19 protein-coding genes are annotated in these 22,516 nt (G+C 71.2%); 8 read left to right on the forward strand and 11 right to left on the reverse strand.

Going from position 1 to position 22,516, the window contains the following annotated elements:
• The first annotated feature begins 23 nt into the window (after positions 1 to 23).
• Positions 24 to 869 (forward strand): SDR family oxidoreductase, encoded by an 846-nt coding sequence (locus A6048_RS02230; RefSeq protein ID WP_107748036.1) that lies wholly within the window; start codon positions 24 to 26, stop codon positions 867 to 869.
• On the opposite strand, the gene bioD is transcribed toward A6048_RS02230, so the two are convergent.
• The 4 genes from bioD to bioB are packed head-to-tail and all read right to left on the reverse strand — an operon-like array spanning position 857 to position 5,535.
• Positions 857 to 1,669, reverse strand: a complete 813-nt coding sequence (bioD, locus tag A6048_RS02235; protein WP_107748037.1) for an ATP-dependent dethiobiotin synthetase BioD — start codon at positions 1,667 to 1,669, stop codon at positions 857 to 859. The two genes, A6048_RS02230 and bioD, sit on opposite strands and share 13 nt — an antisense overlap.
• Positions 1,666 to 2,943 carry an 8-amino-7-oxononanoate synthase gene (locus A6048_RS02240; RefSeq protein WP_107748038.1) on the reverse strand — a complete coding sequence of 426 codons (1,278 nt, stop codon included), beginning with the start codon at positions 2,941 to 2,943 and terminating at the stop codon, positions 1,666 to 1,668. Before A6048_RS02240 ends, bioD begins: the two co-directional genes overlap by 4 nt.
• Positions 2,940 to 4,391: an adenosylmethionine--8-amino-7-oxononanoate transaminase gene (locus tag A6048_RS02245; protein ID WP_170114845.1), complete on the reverse strand. Its 1,452-nt coding sequence runs from the start codon at positions 4,389 to 4,391 to the stop codon at positions 2,940 to 2,942. The genes A6048_RS02240 and A6048_RS02245 overlap by 4 nt, the downstream gene beginning before the upstream one ends.
• A 1-nt stretch (position 4,392) precedes the next feature.
• Positions 4,393 to 5,535: a biotin synthase BioB gene (gene bioB / locus A6048_RS02250; protein ID WP_107748039.1), complete on the reverse strand. Its 1,143-nt coding sequence runs from the start codon at positions 5,533 to 5,535 to the stop codon at positions 4,393 to 4,395.
• Between the two features lie 120 nt (positions 5,536 to 5,655).
• On the opposite strand from bioB, the gene A6048_RS02255 reads away from it, so the two are divergent.
• The gene (locus tag A6048_RS02255) at positions 5,656 to 6,192 is read left to right on the forward strand and encodes a TetR family transcriptional regulator (protein ID WP_107748040.1); all 537 of its coding nucleotides are present in this window, start codon (positions 5,656 to 5,658) and stop codon (positions 6,190 to 6,192) included.
• Positions 6,193 to 6,311: 119 nt separating this feature from the next.
• On the opposite strand, the gene A6048_RS02260 is transcribed toward A6048_RS02255, so the two are convergent.
• Positions 6,312 to 6,857, reverse strand: a complete 546-nt coding sequence (locus A6048_RS02260) for a CAP domain-containing protein (protein WP_107748041.1) — start codon at positions 6,855 to 6,857, stop codon at positions 6,312 to 6,314.
• Between the two features lie 138 nt (positions 6,858 to 6,995).
• The gene (locus A6048_RS02265) at positions 6,996 to 7,574 is read right to left on the reverse strand and encodes a CAP domain-containing protein (RefSeq protein WP_107748042.1); all 579 of its coding nucleotides are present in this window, start codon (positions 7,572 to 7,574) and stop codon (positions 6,996 to 6,998) included.
• A gap of 233 nt (positions 7,575 to 7,807) precedes the next feature.
• On the opposite strand from A6048_RS02265, the gene A6048_RS02270 reads away from it, so the two are divergent.
• Positions 7,808 to 8,914 (forward strand): baeRF3 domain-containing protein, encoded by a 1,107-nt coding sequence (locus A6048_RS02270; protein ID WP_107748043.1) that lies wholly within the window; start codon positions 7,808 to 7,810, stop codon positions 8,912 to 8,914.
• Between the two features lie 142 nt (positions 8,915 to 9,056).
• Entirely contained in the window at positions 9,057 to 11,120 is a 2,064-nt protein-coding gene (locus A6048_RS02275; protein ID WP_107748109.1) for an NADPH-dependent 2,4-dienoyl-CoA reductase, read from the forward strand.
• A gap of 246 nt (positions 11,121 to 11,366) precedes the next feature.
• On the opposite strand, the gene A6048_RS02280 is transcribed toward A6048_RS02275, so the two are convergent.
• Positions 11,367 to 12,983 (reverse strand): MFS transporter, encoded by a 1,617-nt coding sequence (locus A6048_RS02280; RefSeq protein WP_235027617.1) that lies wholly within the window; start codon positions 12,981 to 12,983, stop codon positions 11,367 to 11,369.
• A gap of 139 nt (positions 12,984 to 13,122) precedes the next feature.
• Between A6048_RS02280 and A6048_RS02285 the strand changes: the two genes are divergently transcribed.
• Together A6048_RS02285 and A6048_RS02290 are read left to right on the forward strand one after the other, a co-directional pair.
• Entirely contained in the window at positions 13,123 to 13,896 is a 774-nt protein-coding gene (locus tag A6048_RS02285) for a SurA N-terminal domain-containing protein (RefSeq protein ID WP_107748045.1), read from the forward strand.
• A gap of 45 nt (positions 13,897 to 13,941) precedes the next feature.
• Positions 13,942 to 15,609, forward strand: a complete 1,668-nt coding sequence (locus A6048_RS02290; RefSeq protein ID WP_244911043.1) for a hypothetical protein — start codon at positions 13,942 to 13,944, stop codon at positions 15,607 to 15,609.
• Between the two features lie 175 nt (positions 15,610 to 15,784).
• Here A6048_RS02290 and A6048_RS02295 read toward each other — a convergent pair whose 3' ends face one another.
• Positions 15,785 to 16,981, reverse strand: a complete 1,197-nt coding sequence (locus A6048_RS02295) for an IS30 family transposase (RefSeq protein WP_108835158.1) — start codon at positions 16,979 to 16,981, stop codon at positions 15,785 to 15,787.
• A 133-nt stretch (positions 16,982 to 17,114) separates the two neighbouring features.
• Positions 17,115 to 17,969: a universal stress protein gene (locus A6048_RS02300; protein WP_107749341.1), complete on the reverse strand. Its 855-nt coding sequence runs from the start codon at positions 17,967 to 17,969 to the stop codon at positions 17,115 to 17,117.
• 152 nt (positions 17,970 to 18,121) lie between these two features.
• Between A6048_RS02300 and A6048_RS02305 the strand changes: the two genes are divergently transcribed.
• Positions 18,122 to 18,562, forward strand: a complete 441-nt coding sequence (locus A6048_RS02305; RefSeq protein WP_162533920.1) for a Fur family transcriptional regulator — start codon at positions 18,122 to 18,124, stop codon at positions 18,560 to 18,562.
• Between the two features lie 55 nt (positions 18,563 to 18,617).
• Positions 18,618 to 20,144 carry a catalase gene (locus A6048_RS02310; protein ID WP_107749342.1) on the forward strand — a complete coding sequence of 509 codons (1,527 nt, stop codon included), beginning with the start codon at positions 18,618 to 18,620 and terminating at the stop codon, positions 20,142 to 20,144.
• Between the two features lie 147 nt (positions 20,145 to 20,291).
• On the opposite strand, the gene A6048_RS02315 is transcribed toward A6048_RS02310, so the two are convergent.
• Both A6048_RS02315 and A6048_RS02320 read right to left on the reverse strand, forming a co-directional pair.
• Complete coding sequence (locus tag A6048_RS02315; protein ID WP_107749343.1) at positions 20,292 to 21,353, reverse strand: phosphotransferase family protein; 1,062 nt, start codon at positions 21,351 to 21,353, stop codon at positions 20,292 to 20,294.
• Entirely contained in the window at positions 21,350 to 22,474 is a 1,125-nt protein-coding gene (locus tag A6048_RS02320; RefSeq protein WP_107749344.1) for a TIGR03857 family LLM class F420-dependent oxidoreductase, read from the reverse strand. Before A6048_RS02320 ends, A6048_RS02315 begins: the two co-directional genes overlap by 4 nt.
• Positions 22,475 to 22,516 lie beyond the last annotated feature (42 nt).

Consider the following 22,516-nt stretch of genomic DNA (forward strand, 5'->3'; position numbering starts at 1 on the left):
GGTAGAGCGGGGTTGGACGGGGCATGACAGCTCAACCGATCATCGCCGTCACGGGAGCCACCGGAGCCCTGGGAGGCTCGGTCGCTCGACGTCTGGCCGAGCGGGGACTCTCCCAGCGCCTGATCGTCAGAAACGCAGAGCGGGCGCCGTCGTTGCCGGGCGCGGACGTCGCCGAGGCGTCGTATGAGGACGGCGAGGCCCTGGTTGATGCCCTGCGCGGCATCGAGACCGTGTTCTTCGTCTCCGGCCACGAGGCCGCCGATCGCGAGTCGGTGCACCGGTCCGCCGTCGACGCCTTCCGGGCGGCCGGCGTGCGGCGGGTCGTGTACACCTCGTTCCTGGGCGCCTCGCCGGAGGCGAGTTTCACCTACGCGCGGACCCACCACGCGACCGAGGAGATGATCAGGGGCGCGGGTTTCCAGTTCGTATTTCTCCGCCCGAGCTTCTACCTGGACTATGTGGCCGACTGGGCCGATGCCGAGGGGGTCATCCGCGGGCCCGCCGGGGACGGGCGCATCGCGTGGGTCGCCCGGGAGGACCTCGCCGAGGCGGCCGCCGTGGTCCTGTCGAGCGGGGGACACGACGGCCGGACCTACGACCTGACCGGCGACGAGCTGCTGACCATGGAGGGGACCGCCGCGCGGCTGACCGAGGCCACGGGCACGGCCTACCGGTTCCAGAACGAGTCGATCGACCAGGCCTATGCCTCCCGCCGGCAGGACTTTCCCGGGACGCCGGAGTGGGAGCTCGACGGGTGGGTCGGGACCTACCTGGCGATCGCCCGCGGGGAGATGGCGGTGGCCACCCGATCGGTGGAGGAACTCACCGGCCACGCGCCCCAGAGCATCGCGGACTTCTACGGCAGGTGAGCTGCGCGAGGTCGGACCACGGCGTCCAGAGCGCCCGGGGCGAACCACTGCGCCGCGTGACGCGTGAACTCGGCGGGATCCAGTTGTCCGGCGCCAGCGGGAACCCGGCCGAGCACCGGCACCCCGGTCAGGCGGGGCAGGTCCTCTACATTGCAGCGCTCGGCGAGGTCCGGGTCGTACGGCCATGAGCCGATCACGATCCCGGCGCACCGGAGCCCCGCGGCCTCGATCGCGCGGATCGTGAGCTCGGTGTCGGACAGCGTGCCCAGTCCCGCGCGGGCGACCACGATCACCGGGGCGTCGAGCGACCGGGCGAGGTCGAGCACAGTGAGGTCGGTACCCAGGCGCACGAGCACGCCGCCGGCGCCCTCGATCAGGTCCAGCCGACCGGCCTCGGTGGCGGCTGCGGCTCCAGCTGAGTGGGCTTTCTCTGCAGGTGCGGCGGCCTGGTAGGCGGTGTCCACTGAGGCGGGGTCCCGGTTGGCGTCGAGCCACCGGCGGATCGGCCCGAGCAGGTCGTCGAGCGTCGACTGCGGCACCCCCGCCACTCGCGAGGCGGTCTCGGGGGCCAGCGGGTCGGGCAGGCGCCGCACCTCCAGGACGCGCTGGACCCTCGACAGTCGCGCGGCCTCATCCGCGTCACCGGGCTCACCAGGCGCCAGGCCCGTCTGCATCGGTTTGCAGATGCCCACGTCCAGGCCCACCGATCGCGCGAGCGCGGCCAGCGCGGCGGTGGCGATGGTCTTGCCGACGTCGGTGCCGGTGCCGGTGACGAGAACAGGGGCGGGCGCGGCGGTCATGCGCGGGCCCCGGCGGCGGAGGTGGCTGCGGCGGGGGAGCGCGAGGCCCCGGTAGTGGCGGGGGAGGTCGAGGAGTCGGGAAGGCGGTACCCGTGTTCCTCGAGAACCCGGGCGAGCACCTCGCTCGCGCGGGCGAGGTCAGCGTCGGAGATGTCCGCGCGGGCGGTAAGCCTGAGTCGCGCTGTGCCCTCGGGGACCGACGGCGGGCGGAAGCACCCCACGCGCAGGCCCAGCTCAGCGCAGCGGGCGGCCGCGGACGCGGCGCGAGACGGATCCCCGAGGATCACCGACACCACCGCCGAGTGCGGTCGATCCGCGCCGGTCACCGCGGCCAGGTGCTCGGCGACGTCCAGGACCCGGCGGGCCCGCTCGGGCTCCCGCCGCAGCACTGTCAGTGCCGAGCGCGCCGCGCCCACACTCGATGGCGCCAGGCCGGTGTCGAAGATGAAGGTGCGGGCGGTGTCGATGAGGTGCTCACGTACCCGCTCCGAGGCCAGGACCACCCCGCCCTGCGAGCCGAGCGCCTTGGACAGCGTCGCCGTGATCACCACGTCCTCGAACCGCGTCAGCCCCACCTCGTCGACGAGCCCCCGCCCGCCGTCACCGCGCACACCCAGCCCGTGGGCCTCGTCCACCAGCAGCACCGCGCCGTGCGCCCGGGACGCCCCGTGGAGGGCGAGCAGCGGAGCGAGGTGGCCGTCGGCGCTGTACACCGAGTCGGTGACGACCAGCGCGCGCTTCTCGGTGCGCCCGGCCAGGGCCCGGGCCACCGCCTCGACGTCGCCCCGGTCGACGACGACAACGCGCGCCCGCGACAAGCGGCACGCATCCACGAGCGACGCGTGAGAGCCCCCGTCGGAGACGATGAGCGATCCCCGCCCGGAGAGCGCGACCACCGCGCCGAGGTTGGCGGTGTAACCGGAGGAGAACACCAGCGCGGCGGGCTTGCCCGTGAACTCGGCGAGCTCGTGCTCGAGCGCTGCGTGATCGCTCGTCGTGCCGGTGACCAGCCGCGACCCGGTCGAGCCCGCGCCCCAGCGACGAGTGCCCTCGATCGCGCCCGCGACCACCTCGGGGTGCCGGCCCAGACCCAGGTAGTCGTTGGAGGCCAGGTCGATCACGCGGTCGTCGGCGGGACGCGGCCGCAGCACGCGGTGCACGTGCCGGGCCGCCCGGTCCTCGGCGGCGGCGTCGAGCCAGTCCAGGGCAGGGGAGCGGTCCGGCGCGGTTCCGCCATCCGTAGCGGAGCCAGAGGGAAACAGCTGGTCAGTCATCGGCCCGCTCCCGCCGCTTCGACCCCTTCCGCGGCAGCCCCCGCCGCTGCCCGTGCTCCCGACACGGCCGCCGCACAGATCAGGTCGATCTCCTCATCCGTAGAGACCAACGGGGGCATCGTGTAGATGAGATCCCGGAAGGGGCGTAGCCACACGCCGTGTGAGGTGATCGCGGTTGTCGTCGTCGTCATCTCCACCGGCTCCTCCAGTTGAACCACACCGATCGCGCCCAGCACCCTCACGTCCACCACACCGGGCACGTCGAGCGCGGGCGCAAGCCCGCGGCGCAGGCGCGCCTCGATCTGCGGCACGCGCTCGCGCCACTCGCCGGCCTCGACCAGATCCAGCGACGCACACGCGACAGCGCATGCCAGCGGGTTACCCATGAACGTCGGCCCGTGCGCCAGGCCACCCGCCTCGCCGGCGCTGATCACCTCGGCCACGCGGTCTGTGGTGAGCGTGGCGGCCAGGGTCAGGTATCCGCCGGTCAGCGCCTTGCCCAGACACATGATGTCGGCCGCGACACCGGCGTGGTCGGCGGCGAACAGTTGGCCGGTGCGGCCGAGGCCGGTGGCGATCTCGTCAAAGATCAGCAGCGCGCCGGCCTCGTCGGCCAGCCGGCGCAGGTCGTGCAGGTAATCGGGGTGGTGGAAGCGCATGCCGCCGGCGCCCTGGACCACCGGCTCCACGATGATCCCCGCCAGCTCGTCGGCGTGGCCGCGGATCACCCGCTCCAGCGCGGCGACGTACTCGGGGTCGTAGTGCTGTGGCGGCTGCGGCGCGAACACCTGCTCGGCCACCACGCCCCGCCACATCGAGTGCATGCCGCCGTCGGGGTCGCAGACACTCATGGGGGAGAGGGTGTCGCCGTGGTAGCCGCCGCGCCAGGTGGCCAACCGGGTGCGCTCGGGGCGGCCGAGCGAGCGCTGGTATTGGATGGCCATCTTGGCGGCCACCTCCACAGACACCGACCCCGAGTCCGCCAGGAACACCTTGTTCAGGTCGCCCGGCGCCATCTTTGCCAGCCGGGTCGACAGCTCCACTGCCGGAGCGTGCGTGAGCCCGCCGAACATCACGTGGCTCATCGTGTCGATCTGGCCGTGCGCGGCGGCGTCGAGGTGTGGGTGGCGATAGCCGTGGATCGCCGCCCACCACGAGCTCATGCCGTCGATGAGCTCGCGGCCGTCCGCCAACCGCAGCCGCACGCCCTCCGCGGAGAGGACCGGCAGCGGCTGGGTGCTCGCCGGGAACCCGCCGTACGGATGCCAGACGTGCTCGGCGTCCGCGGCCAGGAGCGCGGCGGTGGCGGCCTCCTGCGCGGCGCGGCCCAGTTCCTCGCCGGCGGGGTTCGAGCCCGTGGCGGGGTTCGAGCCCGCGCCGGGATTCGACACCGCGGCATGGCTCGGACGAGCGGCTGGGGCGGCGGTGGGGTGAAGCGAGGCGGACATGTCAGGCGTTCGCGGGCTCGCTGGTGCCGGCCCCGCGCGTACGGATGGCGACCTTCTTCTCCTGCGCGGCGGGTGCCGTCACGGGTGCAGCGCCGGGCCCCGCCCCGGGAGCCGCCGCGGGAGTCGCGGAGTGGTCCGCCGCCTGGTCGGCCCCGTCCATCCGCAGGACCTCGAGGCCGGCGTCGGCGATCATCTGCAGGTCCTCGCCGCCGGGCTGGCCCTCGCTGGTGAGGTAGTCGCCCAGGAACAGCGAGTTGGCCACGTAGAGGCCCATGCCCTGGAGGTAGCCGAGGTGGCGCTCGCGGCCGGCGGCCATCCGGATCTCGGTGTCGGGGGCGACGAACCGGACCATCGCCAGGATGCGCAGGCAGTCGCGCGGGTTGAGCGTGTCCACGCCCTCGAGCGGGGTGCCGTCGAAGGGCAGCAGGAAGTTCACGGGGATGGAGTCGACGCCCTTGGAGCGCAGGTCGAAGGCCAGCTCGACCAGCTGCTCGCGGGTCTCACCCATGCCGGCGATGAAACCCGAGCACGCCGACAGGCCCGCACCGTGCGCCTGGCTGACGGTGTGCTCTCGGTCGGCGTAGGTGTGCGTGGTGCAGATCTCCTCGTAGTGGCTCTCCGCCGTGTTGAGGTTGTGGTTGTAGGCGTCGGCGCCGCTGGAGCAGAGCTTCTCGGCCTGACCGTCCTTCAGCGCACCCAGGCAGGCGCAGACCTCGACGCCCGGGGTGTCGGACTTGATGGCCTCGATGATGTCGGAGACCTTGCCGACCTCGCGGTTGCTCGGGCCGGTGCCGCTGGCGACCAGGCACACGCGCGAGGCGCCGGCCGCGATGCCCGCCTTGGCGGCGGTGACGGCCTCGTCGGTGTTCAGCCACGTGTAGCGCAGGATGCCGGCGGTCGAGTTGAGCCGCTGCGAACAGTAGAAGCAGTCCTCCGGGCACAGGCCGCTCTTGAGGTTGACCAGGTAGTTGACCTTGACCTTGTTGTCGAAGTGCCGGAACCGCAGTCGGGACGCGGCCGCGACCACCTCCATGAGCTCGGCATCGGACGAGTCCAGGACGGCGACTGCCTCCCTGGCGTCGATCGCCCCGCCGTCGAGAATGCGGTCCGCGAGCTCGTGCCAACGGGTGGTCGTGGTGGCCATGGTTCCTCCTGAACGCCGTTCACTGAACGCCGTTAAGGTAGCGGGTATTCGCCGACTTGTACAGTGTTCAGTTTTCTGGCGCGTCGAAGGTGCACGCGCGGGGCGATAGGGTTACCGGTCGTGGCACTCAACAAGTCGGCCGTCGTCGACACTGCGCTCGACCTCCTACATGAGGCGGGGTTGCCGGGCATGTCGATGCGCACGCTGGCGACGCGGCTGAACGTCCAGCCGAGTGCTCTGTACTGGCACTTCCCGTCGAAGCAGGCGCTGCTCGCCGCCGTCGCCGAGCGGGTCCTGGCGGACGTGGCCCCGGTGGAGGCCGGCCCCTCCGCGCCCGACGAACTGCGCGGGGTGGCCCGGGCGATGCGGATCGCTGTGGCGGGGGTGCCCGACGGGGCCGAGATCGTGGCGCTCGGACTGGCCGCCGGTGCGACCAACCCGGTGGCCGGCGCGGTCGCACGGACGTGTGCGCGGCACGGGGGCGGCGATCGGGCGGCGGGCCTGACCACGGCGCTCACCGCCTACGTGCTGGGCCTGACGATCGAGGAGCAGACACACCACAACCTCGCCGCCGTGGACCCCTCGATGCCGCGGGTCCACTACGACTCGCGCTTCGACGAGGGTCTCGAGGCCATGCTGGCGGGCGTCACCGACTGACCGCGCCCCGGCCCAAAGAGAAGGACGTTCCGCACACGATTCGCGAGTAGCGGGTGTGCGGAACGTCCCTATCGATGATCGCCGTCGCCGGGAGCCGGCGGCGGCGCTCTAGCCGCGACTCAGCTGCGGGTGAACACCTGGGTGGCGTAGAGCTTGTTGCTGCCGGCCACGGCGACGCCCATGCCCATGGCGGTGTGGTCCGTGCGCAGCAGGTTGATCCGGTGGCCGTAGGACGCCATCCACTGGTCCACCAGCTCCTGCGGGGTGGCGTTGCGCCAGTTCTGCAGCACGTTCTCCGACCAGCGCGTGGTGCCACTGGGGACCTGATCGCGCAGGACGGGGTTGTGGTACATGTCGTCCACCGACGCCTGCACCTGGCTCCAGGCGGTGGCGATGTCGTTCAGGTCGTCGTTGACCGCCAGCGGCGCCCGGCCATTGGCCACCCGGGCGGCGTTGGTGGCCGCGATCAGCTGGTCGCGGTACTCGTCACTGGTGGGATCGAGATCCGGGACGGTGCCGCCGCCGCCCACGTTGAACCCGAAGGACGAGCCCGGGACGAGGACCTGCTGCGCGGAGGCCGCGGGCACGCCGAGGCCGGCGACCGCCATGGAGGCGGCCGCGCAGACGGCGAGGGACTTGGCGAAACGAGGGGAGGTGCGACGCACGAGGGGTCTCCAATTCTGCACTCACCGAGGGGGAGTGAGTGCAGATGACACTGTAAGGATCAGATGTGCGCCGGGCTAGCGGAGCCCCCATTCTGGTGGGATTTTAATCTTTCCGGTGAGGGGACGCGGGGTGTCCGATCAGCGCTCGAAGTCCAGCACCACGTGGATCTGCCCGTCCTCGTCGGTGGCCGTTCCCACTCCCACGGTGGCGAACTCGCCGTCGAGCATCCGCTCGCGCATGCCGGTGTCGGTGAGCATGGCGGTGAGCACGTTCTGCGGCGTGGCCTCCGCTGGTAGCTGGAGCACCGTGCGGTCCCGCGCCTCGGCGCTCTCGGGGACCGGGAGGTCGCCCGTCGTGGGATCGCCCGCCGCCAGCTGGTCCGCGCGGACACTGGCCTCGACGGACAGGATCGCGTCGGTGACCAGGCGTTCCGCGCCCACCGCGGTGCGCGCCTCGTTGACTCCGGCCACCACGCTGCCCTCGAACGCCTTCCGGGCCACCTCGGGTGGGACGACGACGAGGGGGGCGTCCTGCGCGGCCACCGCGGTGGCTCCCGGTGCGGCCGCGCCCGACATGAGTGAGGCCAGGCCGGGGATGTCCAGCGGGAACGGCAGGGCGAGCTCGAGTGACCCCTGGGCGGAGGCCGTGCCGGCGCCCGTGGCGAGCAGGAGGGCGGAGGCCCCGGCGACGACGGCGGAACGGATGGGATGACGCACGTGGGTGTCCTTTCCTGGGGCAGCGGCGGGAGCCGGACCCGGCGGGGATCGTTGACTCACACAGTAGTGCTGCGAGTTCACTCACGCATCTTTCGTCACACAAGTCACATCTGTTACATCGTCTGTAGTGGAATGCGTCGAGAATCGGCTGGCTTTGCCGTGTGATGGTCGCGGCCTTGCAACGATCGGGTCGAGAACCCGCATCCGACTGTGATCGGCGTTACGGTCGGGCCATGACGTCGATCCAACGAACCCGGAACATCGATCCGATCACCGTCGCGGACCTGGAGTCGCTGGGAACCGCCTCCGGCCCGGCGGTGTCGGTGTTCATGCCCACACACCGCGGCGGACCGGTGACGCGGGAGGGCCCGCTGAGGTTGCGCTCGCTTCTCGACCGCGCCCAGGCCGAGCTGGTCGCCCAGGGCGTCCCGACCGGGGACGCCGTCGAGCTGGTGGCGCCGCTGAGGGAGCTGGGCAACCGGGACCCCTTCTGGCAGCACACGGCCGACGGGCTGGCCCTCTATGCCGCCCCCGGGATCGCGCGGGCCTTCCGGCTGGGCACCGAGGTGCCCGAACAGTTCCACGTGTCGGATTCGTTCGCCGTGCGACCGCTCGTGCCGGCCGCGATCGGCGACGGCGAGTTCCTCATCCTGGCCCTGAGCCAGAACTCGGTGCGTCTGTTCGAGGCCACGCGGGGGTCGGTCCACGAGCGGGATATCGGGCGCGCGCCGGGATCGCTGGACGACGCCGAAGGCCGCACCGAGCGCGAGCCCCAGCTGCAGCACCAGGCCGCGGCCGGTGGCACCGCCGCCTTCCACGGGCACGGGGCCGGCGGTGAGGTGGATCGGGTGATGCTGCAGAAGTTCTTCCGCCAGGTGGCCGCGGGGATCGACGAGCTGCTCGCGGGTCCGGGTCGGCGGCCGCTCGTGTTGGCCTCCGTGGCCGAGCATCACCCGATGCTCAGGGACGAGCTGACCTATCCCCATCTCCTCGACGAGGTGGTGGCCGGGAACCCCGACCATGCCAGCGGAGCGGAGCTGCAGGACAAGGCGTGGCCGATCGTCCAGCCCGTCCTCAGCGCCGACGCCGCCGCGGCCACCGAGCGGTTCGGGGAGGCCCTCGGGACCGGGTTGGGGCTGAGCGATCCCGCGCAGATCGTCACCGCTGCTTCCGAGGGCAGGGTGGACACGCTGCTGCTCACCGCCACTGTGTGTCGGCCGGAGGACCAGCCGGGGGGCCTCGACGGCGCCGTGGGACACACGTGCGCCACGTCCGGACGGCTCGTGGTGCTGGAGGCGCTCCCGCACGGCAACGCCGTCGGCGCGATCCTGCGCTACTGACCGTGATCCTGCGCGACTGGCAAGGGGGCCGAGCTACTGGCCGGGGCCTGGAGGTCCTGGCGGTGTCCCTGCGTTCCGGTTCCCGCGCGACACGACCTTACCTGTGGGTAAGATCGCGGTCGGGCAGGGCACAATGGGTCCTATGAGCGCCAGCCATCCGCACCTGACCAGCCCCCTCGTCGTCGGGCCTCTCACCCTGCGCAACCGCGTGGTCATGGGGTCGATGCACACCGGGCTCGAGGACCGCAGCAAGCACCTCCCCGAGCTCACGGCCTACTTCGCCGAGCGGGCGCGCGGGGGCACCGCCATGATGATCACCGGCGGGTTCTCGCCCGACGTCGAGGGCTGGCTGCTGCCCGCCGGGTCGATGATGGCCAGCCGGCGGATGGCGGACAAGCACCGCGGTCTCACCGACGCCGTCCACGCGGAGGGCTCGAACATCCTGCTCCAGCTGCTGCACGCCGGCCGGTACGGGTATCAGCCGTTCGTCCGCTCGGCCTCGTCCACCAAGTCCCCGATCAGCATGTTCAAGGCCCGCGCCCTGAGTTCGCGGGGCGTCGAGCGCACCATCGACCACTGGGTCCGGGCCGCCCGACTGGCGAAGCGTGCGGGGTACGACGGCGTCGAGGTCATGGGTTCCGAGGGGTACCTGATCAACCAGTTCCTCGCGGCCCGCACCAACCAGCGCACCGATGACTGGGGTGGCACCGCGAGCAAGCGCATGCGGTTCCCCGAGGAGATCGTCCGCCGGATCCGCGCCGAGGTGGGCCCGGACTTCCTCATCCAGTACCGCATCAGCGTGCTCGACCTGGTGCCAGGAGGACAGACCTGGGACGAGACCGCCGAACTCGCGCAGCGGCTCGAGGCGGCGGGCGTCGACGTGTTCAACACCGGCATCGGCTGGCACGAGGCCCGGATCCCCACCATCGTCACCTCGGTGCCGCGGGCGGCGTTCGTCGACCTGGCGGGCCGGCTCAAGCAGACCGTCGACGTACCGGTGATCGCCTCCAACCGCATCAACACCCCGGACGTGGCCGAGCAGATCCTCGCCAGCGGGCAGGCCGATCTGGTGTCGATGGCGCGGCCGCTGCTCGCGGACCCGGCGTTCGCCGCCAAGGTCGCCGAGGGGCGGGCCGACGAGATCAACATCTGCATCGCCTGCAACCAGGCGTGCCTCGATCACACCTTCGCCAACAAGCGGGCGTCCTGCCTGGTCAATCCCCGCGCCGGTCGGGAGACGGAGCTGCTGCTCACGGTGGCCCCCGCGCGTCGTCGGGTGGCCGTGGTCGGCGCGGGCCCGGCGGGCCTGGCGTGCGCGGAGGCGGCCGCGTCGCGAGGGCTGGCGGTGGAGGTCTTCGAGGCGGAGGAGGAGATCGGCGGGCAGTTCCGCTACGCCATGCGCGTGCCGGGCAAGGAGGAGTTCGCCGCGTCGCTGGCCTACTTCAGTCGCCGACTCGACGTGCTCGGAGTGCCCGTTCACCTGGGTCGACGGGCCGTGGCCGCGGATCTGGCGGGCTTTGACCACGTGGTGGTGGCCACCGGCGTCCGCCCGCGCGAGCTGGATGTTCCGGGCGCGGACCACCCGATGGTCATGACCTACCCCGAGCTGCTCACCGGCGCCCGCAGGCCCGGCCGTCGCGTCGCCGTGATCGGGGCCGGCGGGATCGGCGTGGACGTCTCGGAGTTCCTTCTCGCCGGCGGGCCGGGACTGGACCTCGACGGCCGCCGCGCCCACGGGCACTCCACCGACGTAGAGGCCTGGAAGCGACACTGGGGCGTGGCCGATCCGGCCGTCGAACGCGCGGGGCTCGGCACGGCCGTGGTCGACGAGCCCGCGCACGAGGTGCACCTGCTCCAACGCAAGACCACCTCGATCGGCAAGGGCCTCGCCAAGACCACCGGATGGGTCCACCGCGCCGAGCTCAAGATGGGCGGAGTGCAGCAGTACACCGGGGTGGCCTACGAGAAGGTCGACGACGACGGGCTGCACATCCTCACCGCCGAGGGCGAGCGCCGGGTCGTTCCGGTGGACTCGGTCGTGGTGTGCGCGGGCCAGGAGTCGGTGCGCGTGCTCGCCGATGAGCTGGCCAGTCCGGGAGCCGGAACGGCGAGCCGGGTCCACGTGATCGGTGGTGCCGATGTGGCCGCCGAGCTGGACGCGAAGCGCGCCATCAAGCAGGGCGTGGAGCTCGCGGCGAGACTCTGAGCAACCGCCCCCTCCTCCCCTCCTCCCCTCCTCGCCCACTCCCTCCCTCACCTGGCGGACCCTTCCCACCAGTTGGCGGACCCGGTCCCTCACCTGGCGGACAGAATTCGTGTCCGGCGGGCCGTCCTTCGCATCAGATGTCCGCCGACCGGGGTGGTGTGTCCGCCAACCACTGCGGGGTCGCGGTGGGGTGTCCGCCAACCGGGGGAGGGGTGAGCAGGGGGTTGCGACGAGGGGTTGCGCGGTTCAGGCGCAGCGCTTCTCGCGGCGGCGGTCGACAACACTGAACGCGAGCGCGCCGGCCGCCAACGCCGCGATCAACCCGAGCGCGGCCCGGAACGCGAGCAGCCAGTCGTCCTGGGACTCGACTATCCAGAACAGCACGCCGGGGACCACAGCCGTGCCGATCGCGGTGCCCATGCGCTGGCCCAGGGAGATGATGCTGCCTGCCACCCCTCCGTACGCGGGGTCGACCGCCCGCAGCGTGAGCGTCTGGTTGGGGGAGATGGTCATGCCCTGGGCGGTGCCCATCAGTGCGGCGGGGGCCATGAAGATCAGGTAGCCCACCGCCCCGGACTCCACCACGCCCGCGAGCAGGATGAACGCCAGCAGCGCGGTGATGGTGAGGCAAAAGCCCACGATGACCAGCCGCCTCCCGAGCCGCAGTACGAACCGACCCGCGACCTGGGCGGAGACCGCGGCGCAGATCGAGGCGGGCAGGCTCACCAGCGCGGAGTCGATCGGCGCGTACCCCAGGTGGAACTGCAGGTACATGGGCATCACGATCCACAGGCTCGTGCCGCCCATGAAGTAGATCGAGACGATGATCATGCCGTTGCGGAACGCCGGGTCGCGGAAGATCTCGGGATTGACCAACGGCGGGCGACCGACCCGCTCGTAGCGGCGCTCCCACCACGCAAAGCCACCGAGCAGGGCCACCCCGAGCGGCACCAGAGCCCACAACGCGGGGTGGGCTCCGCGGTTGAGGAAGGGCAGCATCACCGAGAGCACGGCCGCCCCCAGCAGCACGATGCCGACCGGGTCCAGGTCGAGGCGACGGCGCGGTGCCTTCTGCGGCGGCGCCACCGGCGCGGAGGCGTTGGTCGCGGCCGCGGCCCGGGAGGTGGTGACCTCGTCGTCGTCGTCCTCCAGGTAGGCCAACGCGCCGGCGCGCGCCCTGGATCCGCCGATGTCGCGGCCGTCGTGGTCGGTCCGGGGCAGCGCGCGGTCGTCGGGCAACCACCGCTGACCCAGCACCAGGGCGAGCACGCCGAGCGGCACGTTGACCAGGAACATCGCGCGCCAGCCCAGGTCGTTGCCGAGCGCCTGGATGAGCAGTCCACCCACCAGCGGGCCCGAGGCGGTGGCCACCGACACGGTGGTGGCCATGGTGGCGAACGCGCGGGCTCGGGCACCCCCGCGGAAGTACTTCTGGATGAGACCGAAGGTCTGCGGGTTGAGCATCCCGGACCCGATGCCCTGGACCACCCGCGCGGCGTTGAGCATCTCGATGTTCTGCGCGAACCCCGCGATCACCGCACCCACGGTGAAGACGGCGACCCCCGCCAGGAAGAGCCGCTTGCGGCCGGTCGCGTCGCCGAGGCGCCCGGAGGGCACCAACAGCAGACCGAATGACAGCGCGTATCCCGAGACCACCCACTGCAGTCCACTGGAATCGGCCTCGAGGGCCGGGCCGATCACGGGCAGGGCCACGTTGATCACCGACAACGCGAGGAGCGCCATGAACAGCGGGACCATCAGGGTGGTGAGGACCCGCGCAGTACTCACCGGCCGCTCCGCCGAGCCCTCCGCCGTACCCGTCTCTGCGCTCTCCACTGCGCTCTGTGCTGCCCCATCGCTCACCTGGGCGATGGTATCCGTGGCCGATCAGGCGGCGGCCGGTCGTCGCGCGGCGGGCGCCCCCGCGCGCGTGCACAGGTCCCGCCTAACTCCGATGTGTAGCCTCGGCGGACTGATGCACCCATCAACGTCAGGAGATCGAGTGCTGAAGAACAAATGGCGGCTGGTCGCGGCCGCGGCGGGGGCCGTGCTCATCGCGGCGGGCTGCAGTGCCCCGGGCGACGACGACGGAGCAGCGGAGGGCGAACCGACCGCCGCGACCGAGCAGGCCGACCAGCAGACCGACCCCGAGCAGGACGCCGCCGGTCCGAACACCGACGACATCCCGGACCCGGTGGCCGAGGTCAACGGCACCGAGATCACCAAGGACGAGTTCGTCACCGTCTTCCAGGGCCAGTACCAGCAGATGACCATGCAGGCGCAGATGACCGGGCAGCCCGTGGACGAGGACCAGCTCAAGGAGCAGACCCTCGAGGGGCTGGTCGGGAGCGAGCTGCTGCGGCAGGAGGCCGTGGAGCGCGGACTCGAGGTCTCGGACGCCGAGATCGACACCGCGCTCGCCGGGTTCGCCGAGGCCAACCAGGCCAGCGAGGACGAGTTCATCTCCGCCATGGGCGAGCAGGGGATGGACCGCGACGACGTGGTGGAGCAGATCGAGAAGCAGCTCCTCGTGGAGAAGCTGGTCGTCGAGGAGTACGGCGAGTTCTCCGCGACCGATCAGGAGATCGAGGCCGCCTACCAGCAGTTGGTGGAGCAGCAGGCGATGTCCGGCGGACAGGCGGGCGGCGGACTGCCCCCGCTCGAGCAGGTCCGCGGGGAGGTCGAGGAGCAGCTGGTCGCCGAGCAGCAGGCGCAGGCCATGCAGACACTCTCCGAGGAGTTGCGCGAGGGCGCGGACGTGACCGAGCACCTCTAGCGGAACCAGGAGTAGGGCGGCGGCGTCCGTGGTGGAATCGGTTCCATGGGCGCACCGGGCGGGATCCTCGCGACTGTCACTGCCGCACTCACCGTGGCACTCACCACGGCGGTGACGAGCGTGGTGGTCCTGAGCTCGTCGACGGCCGCCGCGCAACCGGCGGCTGGGCAGCCCGCGCAACCAGCGGCTGGGCAGCCCGCGCCCCCGCCGGCCTCCCCGCCCGGACTCGGCCCCGCCGGCACCTCCACGGTCCACGGGGACGCGGCCTCCACCGACACGCTGCCCGGTCGCGGGCCGGGCGCGAACCCCGCGATCGTCGGCGCCCTGACCGGGGCCACCTGCTCCACCGTGTTCGTGGGCACCACCGGCATGCCCGTCGCCCTGTGCACCTCCTACGTGGGACTCCACCCGCCCACCCCGCTCGCGCCGACGGTCAAGCTCTTCCACCCCGACACCGCTGCGGTGCTGGCGGAGGTGCAGCTGGCCAAGGGTGCGCTCCTGGGTGGGGTGTACGGATACCTCGACGAGCGTGACCGGGTGGTGGTGGCCGACGGCAACCGCAGGCTCCTCGCCGTGGGGCACCACCGCGACCCGGACGGCTCCTGGCGGATGACGGTCGATGTCCTGGCCGACCTGTCCGCGGGCGTCCCCGACGGCGACGCCGTGACCGGCCTGATCCCGGCTTTCGACGGGCGGGTCTGGTTCGCGACCTCCGGTGGGGTGGTGGGGACCGTGCTACCGGGCGACGACGACACTCTGCGCACCCTCGCCCTGCCCGCAGGGGAGCGGATCTCCAACGGGCTGACGGTCCGCCCCGGTGGTGCATCGGTGATCACCACCCGGGCCCTCTACGAGGTGGACGTGGCGCCGGACGGGACCCCGGAGGTGCGCTGGCGGCACGCCTACGAGGTGGGCCCGGCGCGCAAACCCGGTCTGTTGGCGCACGGCTCGGGAACCACGCCCACCTACTTCGGCCCGGACGACTCGTTGGTGGCGATCACCGACGACGCCGAGCAGCCTGATCTGATCGTCCTGCGCCGTATCGACGGCTCGCAGGTGTGCCGGATGCCGGCGTTCGCGACCTCGCTCGCACCGGCCTCCGCCGCGCCGGACGGGGTCCTGATCGAGGGTCCCGCGGCCACGGAGAACTCGATCATCGCGTTCGGGGACGCGCTGGTGCTGGTCAACACCTACGGGTACGAGTATCCGCCGTTCGCAGTCGACGGCCCGGCCGTGCCCGCCTCCGCCCCGTACACCGGAGGGATGACCCGAATCGACGTGAGCCCGGACGGCACGGCGCGCGTGGACGGCACGGTGAACCCGGATGGCACCGCGAACCCGGATGGCACGGCGAACCCGGGCAGCGCATGCTCGCGAGTGTGGACCTCGCTCGCCCGTACCGCGTCGTTGCCCAAGCTCACGACCGGAGACGGCCTGATCCATGCCCTGGCGTACGGCCCGTCGGGGGTGCAGCGAGGGCTTGGCCCGGAGCTCGGACCTCTGCTCGATCAGGGGCTGGCGCAGAAGTTCGGCCCGGTGGACGTGACCTCGACGGATGTCGAGACCGGCCGCGAGGTCGTCCGCGACTTCGTGGGCGTGGCGCCGCTGGACGAGCCCATGGAACTCACCGGGACCATCGTCTCCCGCGGCGACGGCCCGGGTGTGATGTGGCAACCCACGCTCACGCGCATGCTCCGGGTAGGGCCCGCGTAGCGACGGCGCCTGCGGCGCCCAACCCTTCCCAGCCTCGCCCCTCCGAGCCCGGTTGGCGGACGCCCCGCCCCAGTTGGCGGCCGCCCCACCCCGGTTGGCGGACGCCCCGCCTCGGTTGGCGGACAGAATTCGCGAGGAATCGGGCCCGAAGTCAAGTGGTCGAAGCAATCGTGGGTTAGGTGGCTGCGGTGAGTAGCAGCTCGTTGAGTTTGTCCGCGGGGGTGGCCAGATTGAGGGTCGGCCTGGGTCGTGAGTTTAGGGTGCCCGCGACTTTGGCGAGGTCCTCAGCGGAGTGGGTAGATAGGTCACTTCCCTTCTTGAACCAGTGCCGCAACAACCTGTTGGTGTTCTCGTTAGTGCCCCGTTGCCAAGGCGAGTGTGGGTCGCAGAAGTACAGGTCCGCGTCCAGGGCGAGCTGAATCTCGGCGTACTTGGCCAGTTCGCGGCCGCGGTCCCAGGTGATCGACCTGCGCAAATGCTCTGGCAACTTACGCATTTCGCGGATCATCGCCTCCGCTACTGCCGCAGAATTGTGACCGTCAGGTAAGTGAAGCAAAATCGTGAACCGACTGGTGCGCTCAACGAGTGTGCCGATCGCCGAGTTCGAGGCCGTGCCTCCCATGATGAGGTCTCCTTCCCAGTGCCCCGGGACGGCGCGGTCATCAACCTCAGCTGGTCGCTCACTGATCTTGAACGCCTCCTTGTAGGGCGAGGGGTCCCGGCGACCGCGGGCGCGAGTCTGACGCCGACTTCGCCCCAAGCTCAGGCATCGATGCAGGTCAGCACGCAGAGAGCCTCGGGTTTGCACGTACAGGTTCTGGTAGATCGTCTCGTGGCTCACCGTGACAGTGTCGCTGTCCCGGGCAAGGACATCACTGATCAGCTTCGGCGACCAGCCATCGTCCATCCATGCCTCGATCTGACGACACAGGCCAGGGTGCAATGACAGTTTCATCGGCTTGGGCCGGGACCGCCGTCTGGCTGCGGCCCGATGAGCGATAGCCGCCCGATAAGCACCGTCAGGGCTGATGTTCCGCCTGACCTCCCGCCAGACGGTCGTCTTGTCTCGTCCGATGTCCTCACCGATCTCCTGCGCAGACGCCCCCTGCTTAACCCCGGCAGCGATCCCCACCCGGTCATCGATGGACAGCGGGCGACGGGTGCGCCCCTCCTCGGGAAGATCGGCCGGCCATGGGCCAATGCCACGAGTGCCAACACGCAGGGTGAGCTCCATGTGTCCACACTCGCCCCACCACTGCCACGCACCGCTCTTCGACACGCCAGCTCTCGCCGCGGCGGACCGAATCGTCTCTCCCTCGCACATGTATCGAACGAATACCTCACGCAGTTCCCGTGGCAACAACTTCGGCATAGCAACGCTCCTTCAGCGTTGCTTCGACTGTATGACTTCACCGGGCTCGGAGCGCGTCAGATGTCCGCCGAGTCGATCACGATGTCCGCCAACCGGAGGGGGGGAGGTGGAGCGGTCGTCGGGTGGCCGGGCTCTAGTCGGTTGGGCGGACCACGGCGACAGCGCACGGCGCAGTCTGGAGCAGACGCCGACTGACCGACCCGAGCAACAGACCGGCGAACCCGCCTTGCCCGCGCGATCCGGTCACCAGGAGTGCGGCCCCCGATGCTTCGGTGGCGATCGTGGTGGCGGGTTCGCCCACCACGAGGACCAGGTCGACGATCACGCCGGGGTGGCGGGCCTCGTGAGGGGCGAGGGCGTCGATGACCGCCTTCTCGTCCTCGGCGAGCACGCTCTCAGCGAGCTGGTCCAGGTCGAACAGCGAGGCGCCCGGCAGTCTGGGGACCTCGACGGTGTGGATCACCCGCAGGGTGGCGCCACGTCGCTCGGCCTCGGCAAAGGCGAACGCGGCGGCGGGATCGCCGGCCGCGGATCCGTCGGCGGCCAGCACCACCGGGCCGCTGCTGGGGCCTTCGGGCGTGAGCGGGGTGATCACGATGACGGGGCAGGTCGCGTGTTCGACCACGCCGGCGGAGGTCGATCCCATGGCGAAGTCCTCGCGGGCGGTGAGCCCGCGGCTGCCCACGATGATCGCCGAGGCGTACCGGGTGGCGGCGACGAGCGCGCCGACGGGACTGTCGGCGACCACGCGGTAGGTCGCCGGGACATCACCGGCCAGGTCGGTGAGCTGGTCACGCATGGCCCCCTCGACGTTGGCCCGCGCGGTCTCGTCAAAGGCCACCACGCGGCCGACGGCGCGGTCGGCGGAGATCACCTCGAGGCTCGTGTGGTGGTCGCGCGCCCAGGTGGCGGCCCAGGCCACGGCCCGGCGGGCGTCCCGCGAGCCGTCATAACCACACACGACCGGTCCGATGGCGGTCTCCGTCATGGCGTCCTCCTGCGGGTTCGGGGTCGCGGGTCAGCCTAGTCGGCGGGTTCGGAGGCGGTAGGGGGAGCGGTCACGGAGGTGCCGTCATCGTTACCAAACCGGAACCAGTCCTTTTCTGGACCAGTTCCAGAAAGTGCGCTACGGTAGTGCTCATGACGACGGACATGCAGGACCCCGGAGCGCTGCTCCGGTCGGCCGGGCTGAGGGTGACCTCTCCCCGACTGGCGGTCCTCGCCGTCGTCGACAGCCGTCCCCACATCGCGGCGGAGGACGTCGCGACCCGGGTCCGGGAGCGGCTGGGAGCGGTGTCCACGCAGGCCGTCTACGACGCCCTGCGGGTATGCACCGACGTCGGCCTCATGCGCCGCATCGAACCGGCGGGCTCGCCCGCACGGTACGAGCGCCGCACGGGGGACAACCACCACCACCTCGTGTGCCGGCAGTGCGGCCGGATCGAGGACGTCGAATGCGCGGTGGGGCATGCGCCCTGCCTGCAGGCGGACCATGATCACGGCTTCCTGATCGACGAGGCCGAGGTCAACTACTGGGGCACATGTCCCGAATGTCAGGCGGACCGTGCCCGGCTCGGTTAAGACTGAGACCCAGACCACATCGCCCATCACCCCACCACAACGAGGAGCACCAGACGTGACCACGCATCCCGCCGACCGAGGCGTACGCGACTTCCAGCCCAAGTCCGCCACCACCACCGACAGTGGCCAGCCGGTACCGAGCGACGAGTTCAGCGCCCGGTTGGGCGAGCTGGGCCCGCAGCCGATCCACGACTTCTACCTCATCGAGAAGCTCGCGCACTTCAACCGCGAGAACGTCCCGGAGCGGCTGCCCCACGCCAAGGGATCGGGCGCCTTCGGCGAGTTCGAGACCACCGAGGACGTCTCCGACATCACGTGCGCGGGCCTGTTCCAGAAGGGCGTCAAGACCCCGATGCTCGCCCGCTTCTCCACCGTCGCCGGTGAGAAGGGCAGCCCGGACACCTGGCGCGACCCGCGCGGCTTCGCGCTGAAGTTCTACACCGACGAGGGCAACTACGACATGGTCGGCAACAACACGCCGGTCTTCTTCGTCCGCGACGCCCTCAAGTTCCCGGACTTCATCCACTCGCAGCGCCGTAAGAACGCCTCCGGCCTGCGCAACCACGCCATGCAGTGGGACTTCTGGACCCTGAGCCCCGAGTCGACCCACCAGGTCACCTGGCTCATGGGCGACCGCGGTATCCCCGCCACCTGGCGTCACATGGACGGCTTCGGCTCGCACACCTACCAGTTCATCAACGCCGCGGGCGTGCGCCACTGGGTCAAGTTCCACTTCAAGACCAACCAGGGCATCGACTTCCTCACCCAGGACGAGGCCGACAAGCTCGCCGGTGAGAACGCCGACTACCACCGGCAGGACCTCTACGAGTCCATCGGCAAGGGCGAGTTCCCCTCCTGGGACCTGCACGTCCAGGTGATGCCGGTCGACGAGGCGCAGGGCTACCGCTTCAATCCGTTCGACCTCACCAAGGTCTGGTCGCAGAAGGACTACCCGCTGCGCAAGGTCGGCACCATGACGCTGAACCGTAACCCGCAGAACCACCACGCCCAGATCGAGCAGGCCGCGTTCGCGCCGACCAACATCGTCAAGGGCATCGGCTTCTCGCCGGACAAGATGCTCCTCGGCCGCGTCTTCGCCTACCCGGACATCCAGCGCTACCGCATCGGTGCCAACTACCAGCAGGTGCCGGTCAACCGCCCGCTCTCGCCGGTGAACTCCTACTCCAAGGAGGGCGCCATGCAGTACGAGTTCCCGCACCCGGCGCAGGCGGAGTACGCCCCCAACACCATCGACGGCCCGGCCGCCGACCCGGCCCAGGCGTTCGACTTCGGCGACTGGGACACCAAGGGCTCGGAGATCTACCGCGGGGACGTGTCGCCGCATGCCGACGACACGGACCAGGCCCAGGCCACGACGCTGTACCGCGAGGTCCTCGACGACGCCGCCCGCGGGCGTCTGGCGGGCAACATCGCCGGTCACGTGAGCAAGATCGACCCGTCGGAGACCGAGCTGCTCGAGCGCGTGTACGCCTACTGGGCAGCCGTCGACCAGGGTCTGTGCGAGGCAGTGAAGGCGGGCGTCGAGTCCGGTCCGCGCGGCAACCACCGTCGCCAGGAGTGACCACTCCGTAGACGAGCACGGCTCTGACGAGCACGGCCAGAGACAGGGCCCGATCCCGCGACGAGCGGGATCGGGCCCTTCTCGTGCGCCGGCCTCCCGCCCGGGCCCGGCTCGCGGAGCCCCGGCGGAGGGCGTGCCGAGGCCCCGTCAGCCGGCGCGGACCACGGCGAGGGCGTCGAGGTCGGCGATCGCCCGGCAGGCCCGCCGCATGAGCAGGGCGAACATCTCGTCCCCGCGCGGGGTCCGGGTGCCGTACATCCAGCCGAAGATCCCGAGCACCGGGGTCTGGAGCAGCCCGTAGACGTAGTCGTCCCAGCAGGTCTCGAGGGAGTAGTCGGTCACCCCGTGCCCGAGGAGCGCGCGGTGGTAGTCGGCCACGATGCCGCGTTCGGAGGCGCGGCGGTCGGCGACATCGAGGCTGGAGCCGAGGAAACCGCCGAGGTCGCGGCCGGGGAGCCCCACCGTGAGGGTCTGCCAGTCGCAGGCCAGGGACGGCCGGTCCCCGGAGGGGTCGATCAGCATGTTGTCGGCGCGGTAGTCGGCGTGCAGCAGGGCGAATCGATCGGTTCGCCCGTTGGCCCAGTCCGCGATCAGCGGCGCGATCTCGGACAGGATCCGTTGCTCGTCGTCGTCGAGTCGGTCTCCCAACTCGGAGAGGAAGGCCTCCAGCGCGGGCCCGCCGAGCTCCTGCAGGGTGACGTTGTCCTCCGCCGAGGGGCACGAGAGCCCGTCGATGCCGCGCAACGTGGGATCGCACCAGCGCGGACCGTGCAGACCGGCGAGGTTGACGGCGCAGTCGCGGGCGTCCTCGACGGTCAGGCCGGTGAGCTGGTCGCCCTGGACCAGCGGCGCCACGTCGTCGAGCACGAGCGTGAACTCGCCCTCCCGCTCCCCGAGCGCGGCGAACCGCGCCCGCGGAACCCGCACGGCCACGGTCGGCGCCAGGTCGCGGTAGAACAGCACCTCGCTGCGGTAGACGCCGTGCAGCAGCGGTCGCATGCCCTCGTCGGGGTTCGGGAGTTTGACGAACAGCGTGGGAGGCACCCCGTCGCCGTCCACGTGCGCGACCACACAGCAGCCGATCTGGCCGGTGCCCACCGCCTCGGTCCGCGCCGACCGGATCTCGGTGCCGAGCGCCTGGGAGAGCCATCCCGCGGTCACCTCCTCCGGAGTGCAGACCACTGGGGCGCTCGAATCGACGCTGGTCATGACTGTGGGTCCTTCCGCAGGTGGAGCCGTCCGGGGTTGGGTGGGAGATGGTCGAACCGGCGGGGGTCCCGCCGCGAGCGCCAGGCGGCCAGAACCGGGGCCAGCTCGTCGGGGGTCGCGCCGTGCAGGACCACCGAGTCGGCGCCGAGCGCGAGCTGACCCTCGATGCGGTCCGCGCAGTGCTCGGCGCTGCCGACCGCCGCGCAGGCCAGCCATTCGTCGGGCAGCACGTCGCGGGCGTGGCGCAGGAGGTCGAGGTCGTCGGTCGCGTCGAGCGCACCGGAGTGGGCGGACAGGCGCTCGTCGGCGCGGAACCGCTCCAAGCCCGCCGGGTCCCAGCCGTTCACCCGGACCAGCACGTCGCCGTAGCCGGTGAGGTAGGTGGCCAGGCGGCCGACGAGCTTGCGCAGCCGTGCGGTCTCGTCGAGCGAGTCCTCGATGGTGGCCATCACCGACCAGATCCGCACCTGCGCCGGATCGCGCCCGGCCCGCTCGGCGGCGTCGCGGACCAGCCGGACCGATCTGGCGACGGCGGTGTCGGACATGAAGGTGTGCAGCACCACGCCGTCGGCGATCCGTCCGGCGAGCCGGAGCGAGTTGTCCCCCATGGCCATGAGCAGCACCGGGATGTCCTCGTCGAACGAGGAGTCCTGCACGAGGTAGGGGTAGCTGCCCGCCGGGCCGTCGTGGCCGACCACCGAGCCGCCGTGCCAGAGCGTCCGGTAGATGCCGACCGCGTCCTCCAGTTGCGCTGAGGTGACGTGCGGCAGACCCATGATGTCGAACAGCAACGGGATGCCGCGGCCGAGCCCGAACGCGTATCGGCCGCCGGACATCCGGTGCAGCGTGGTGGCCATGGTGGCCGTGACCAGGGGGTGCCGGGTGTTGTGGTTGGTCGCGGCGGTGCCGACGCCGATCCGGCTGGTCGCCGCGACCGCGGCCCCCGCCATGACCGCCGCGTCCTTGAGGGCGAACCGCTCGGACAGCAGGATCGACCCGAGCCCCAGTTCCTCCGCACGGGCGGCTTCGACGACGAGATCGGCCGGCGACGCGCTGTGCCCGGCCAGGCCGTAGCAGGCGAGCTCGGGCATGAGGGGATCGACGGGATCGTCGTGGGTCATGCGTGCCCTTCGACAGGGTTGGACCACAAGGCGGAACACCAG

Source organism: Dietzia psychralcaliphila, assembly GCF_003096095.1.
In the GTDB taxonomy this organism is placed as follows: Bacteria; Actinomycetota; Actinomycetes; order Mycobacteriales; family Mycobacteriaceae; genus Dietzia; species Dietzia psychralcaliphila.

Excerpts from the sequence above, each read along its gene's own strand:
- A6048_RS02230 (WP_107748036.1), top strand. The coding sequence starts at position 24 with ATGACAGCTCAACCGATCATCGCCGTCACGGGAGCCACCGGAGCCCTG.
- bioD (WP_107748037.1), bottom strand. The coding sequence starts at position 1,669 with ATGACCGCCGCGCCCGCCCCTGTTCTCGTCACCGGCACCGGCACCGAC.
- A6048_RS02240 (WP_107748038.1), bottom strand. The coding sequence starts at position 2,943 with ATGACTGACCAGCTGTTTCCCTCTGGCTCCGCTACGGATGGCGGAACC.
- A6048_RS02245 (WP_170114845.1), bottom strand. The coding sequence starts at position 4,391 with ATGTCCGCCTCGCTTCACCCCACCGCCGCCCCAGCCGCTCGTCCGAGC.
- bioB (WP_107748039.1), bottom strand. The coding sequence starts at position 5,535 with ATGGCCACCACGACCACCCGTTGGCACGAGCTCGCGGACCGCATTCTC.
- A6048_RS02270 (WP_107748043.1), top strand. The coding sequence starts at position 7,808 with ATGACGTCGATCCAACGAACCCGGAACATCGATCCGATCACCGTCGCG.
- A6048_RS02275 (WP_107748109.1), top strand. The coding sequence starts at position 9,057 with ATGAGCGCCAGCCATCCGCACCTGACCAGCCCCCTCGTCGTCGGGCCT.
- A6048_RS02290 (WP_244911043.1), top strand. The coding sequence starts at position 13,942 with ATGGGCGCACCGGGCGGGATCCTCGCGACTGTCACTGCCGCACTCACC.
- A6048_RS02295 (WP_108835158.1), bottom strand. The coding sequence starts at position 16,981 with ATGCCGAAGTTGTTGCCACGGGAACTGCGTGAGGTATTCGTTCGATAC.
- A6048_RS02300 (WP_107749341.1), bottom strand. The coding sequence starts at position 17,969 with ATGACGGAGACCGCCATCGGACCGGTCGTGTGTGGTTATGACGGCTCG.
- A6048_RS02305 (WP_162533920.1), top strand. The coding sequence starts at position 18,122 with ATGACGACGGACATGCAGGACCCCGGAGCGCTGCTCCGGTCGGCCGGG.
- A6048_RS02315 (WP_107749343.1), bottom strand. The coding sequence starts at position 21,353 with ATGACCAGCGTCGATTCGAGCGCCCCAGTGGTCTGCACTCCGGAGGAG.
- A6048_RS02320 (WP_107749344.1), bottom strand. The coding sequence starts at position 22,474 with ATGACCCACGACGATCCCGTCGATCCCCTCATGCCCGAGCTCGCCTGC.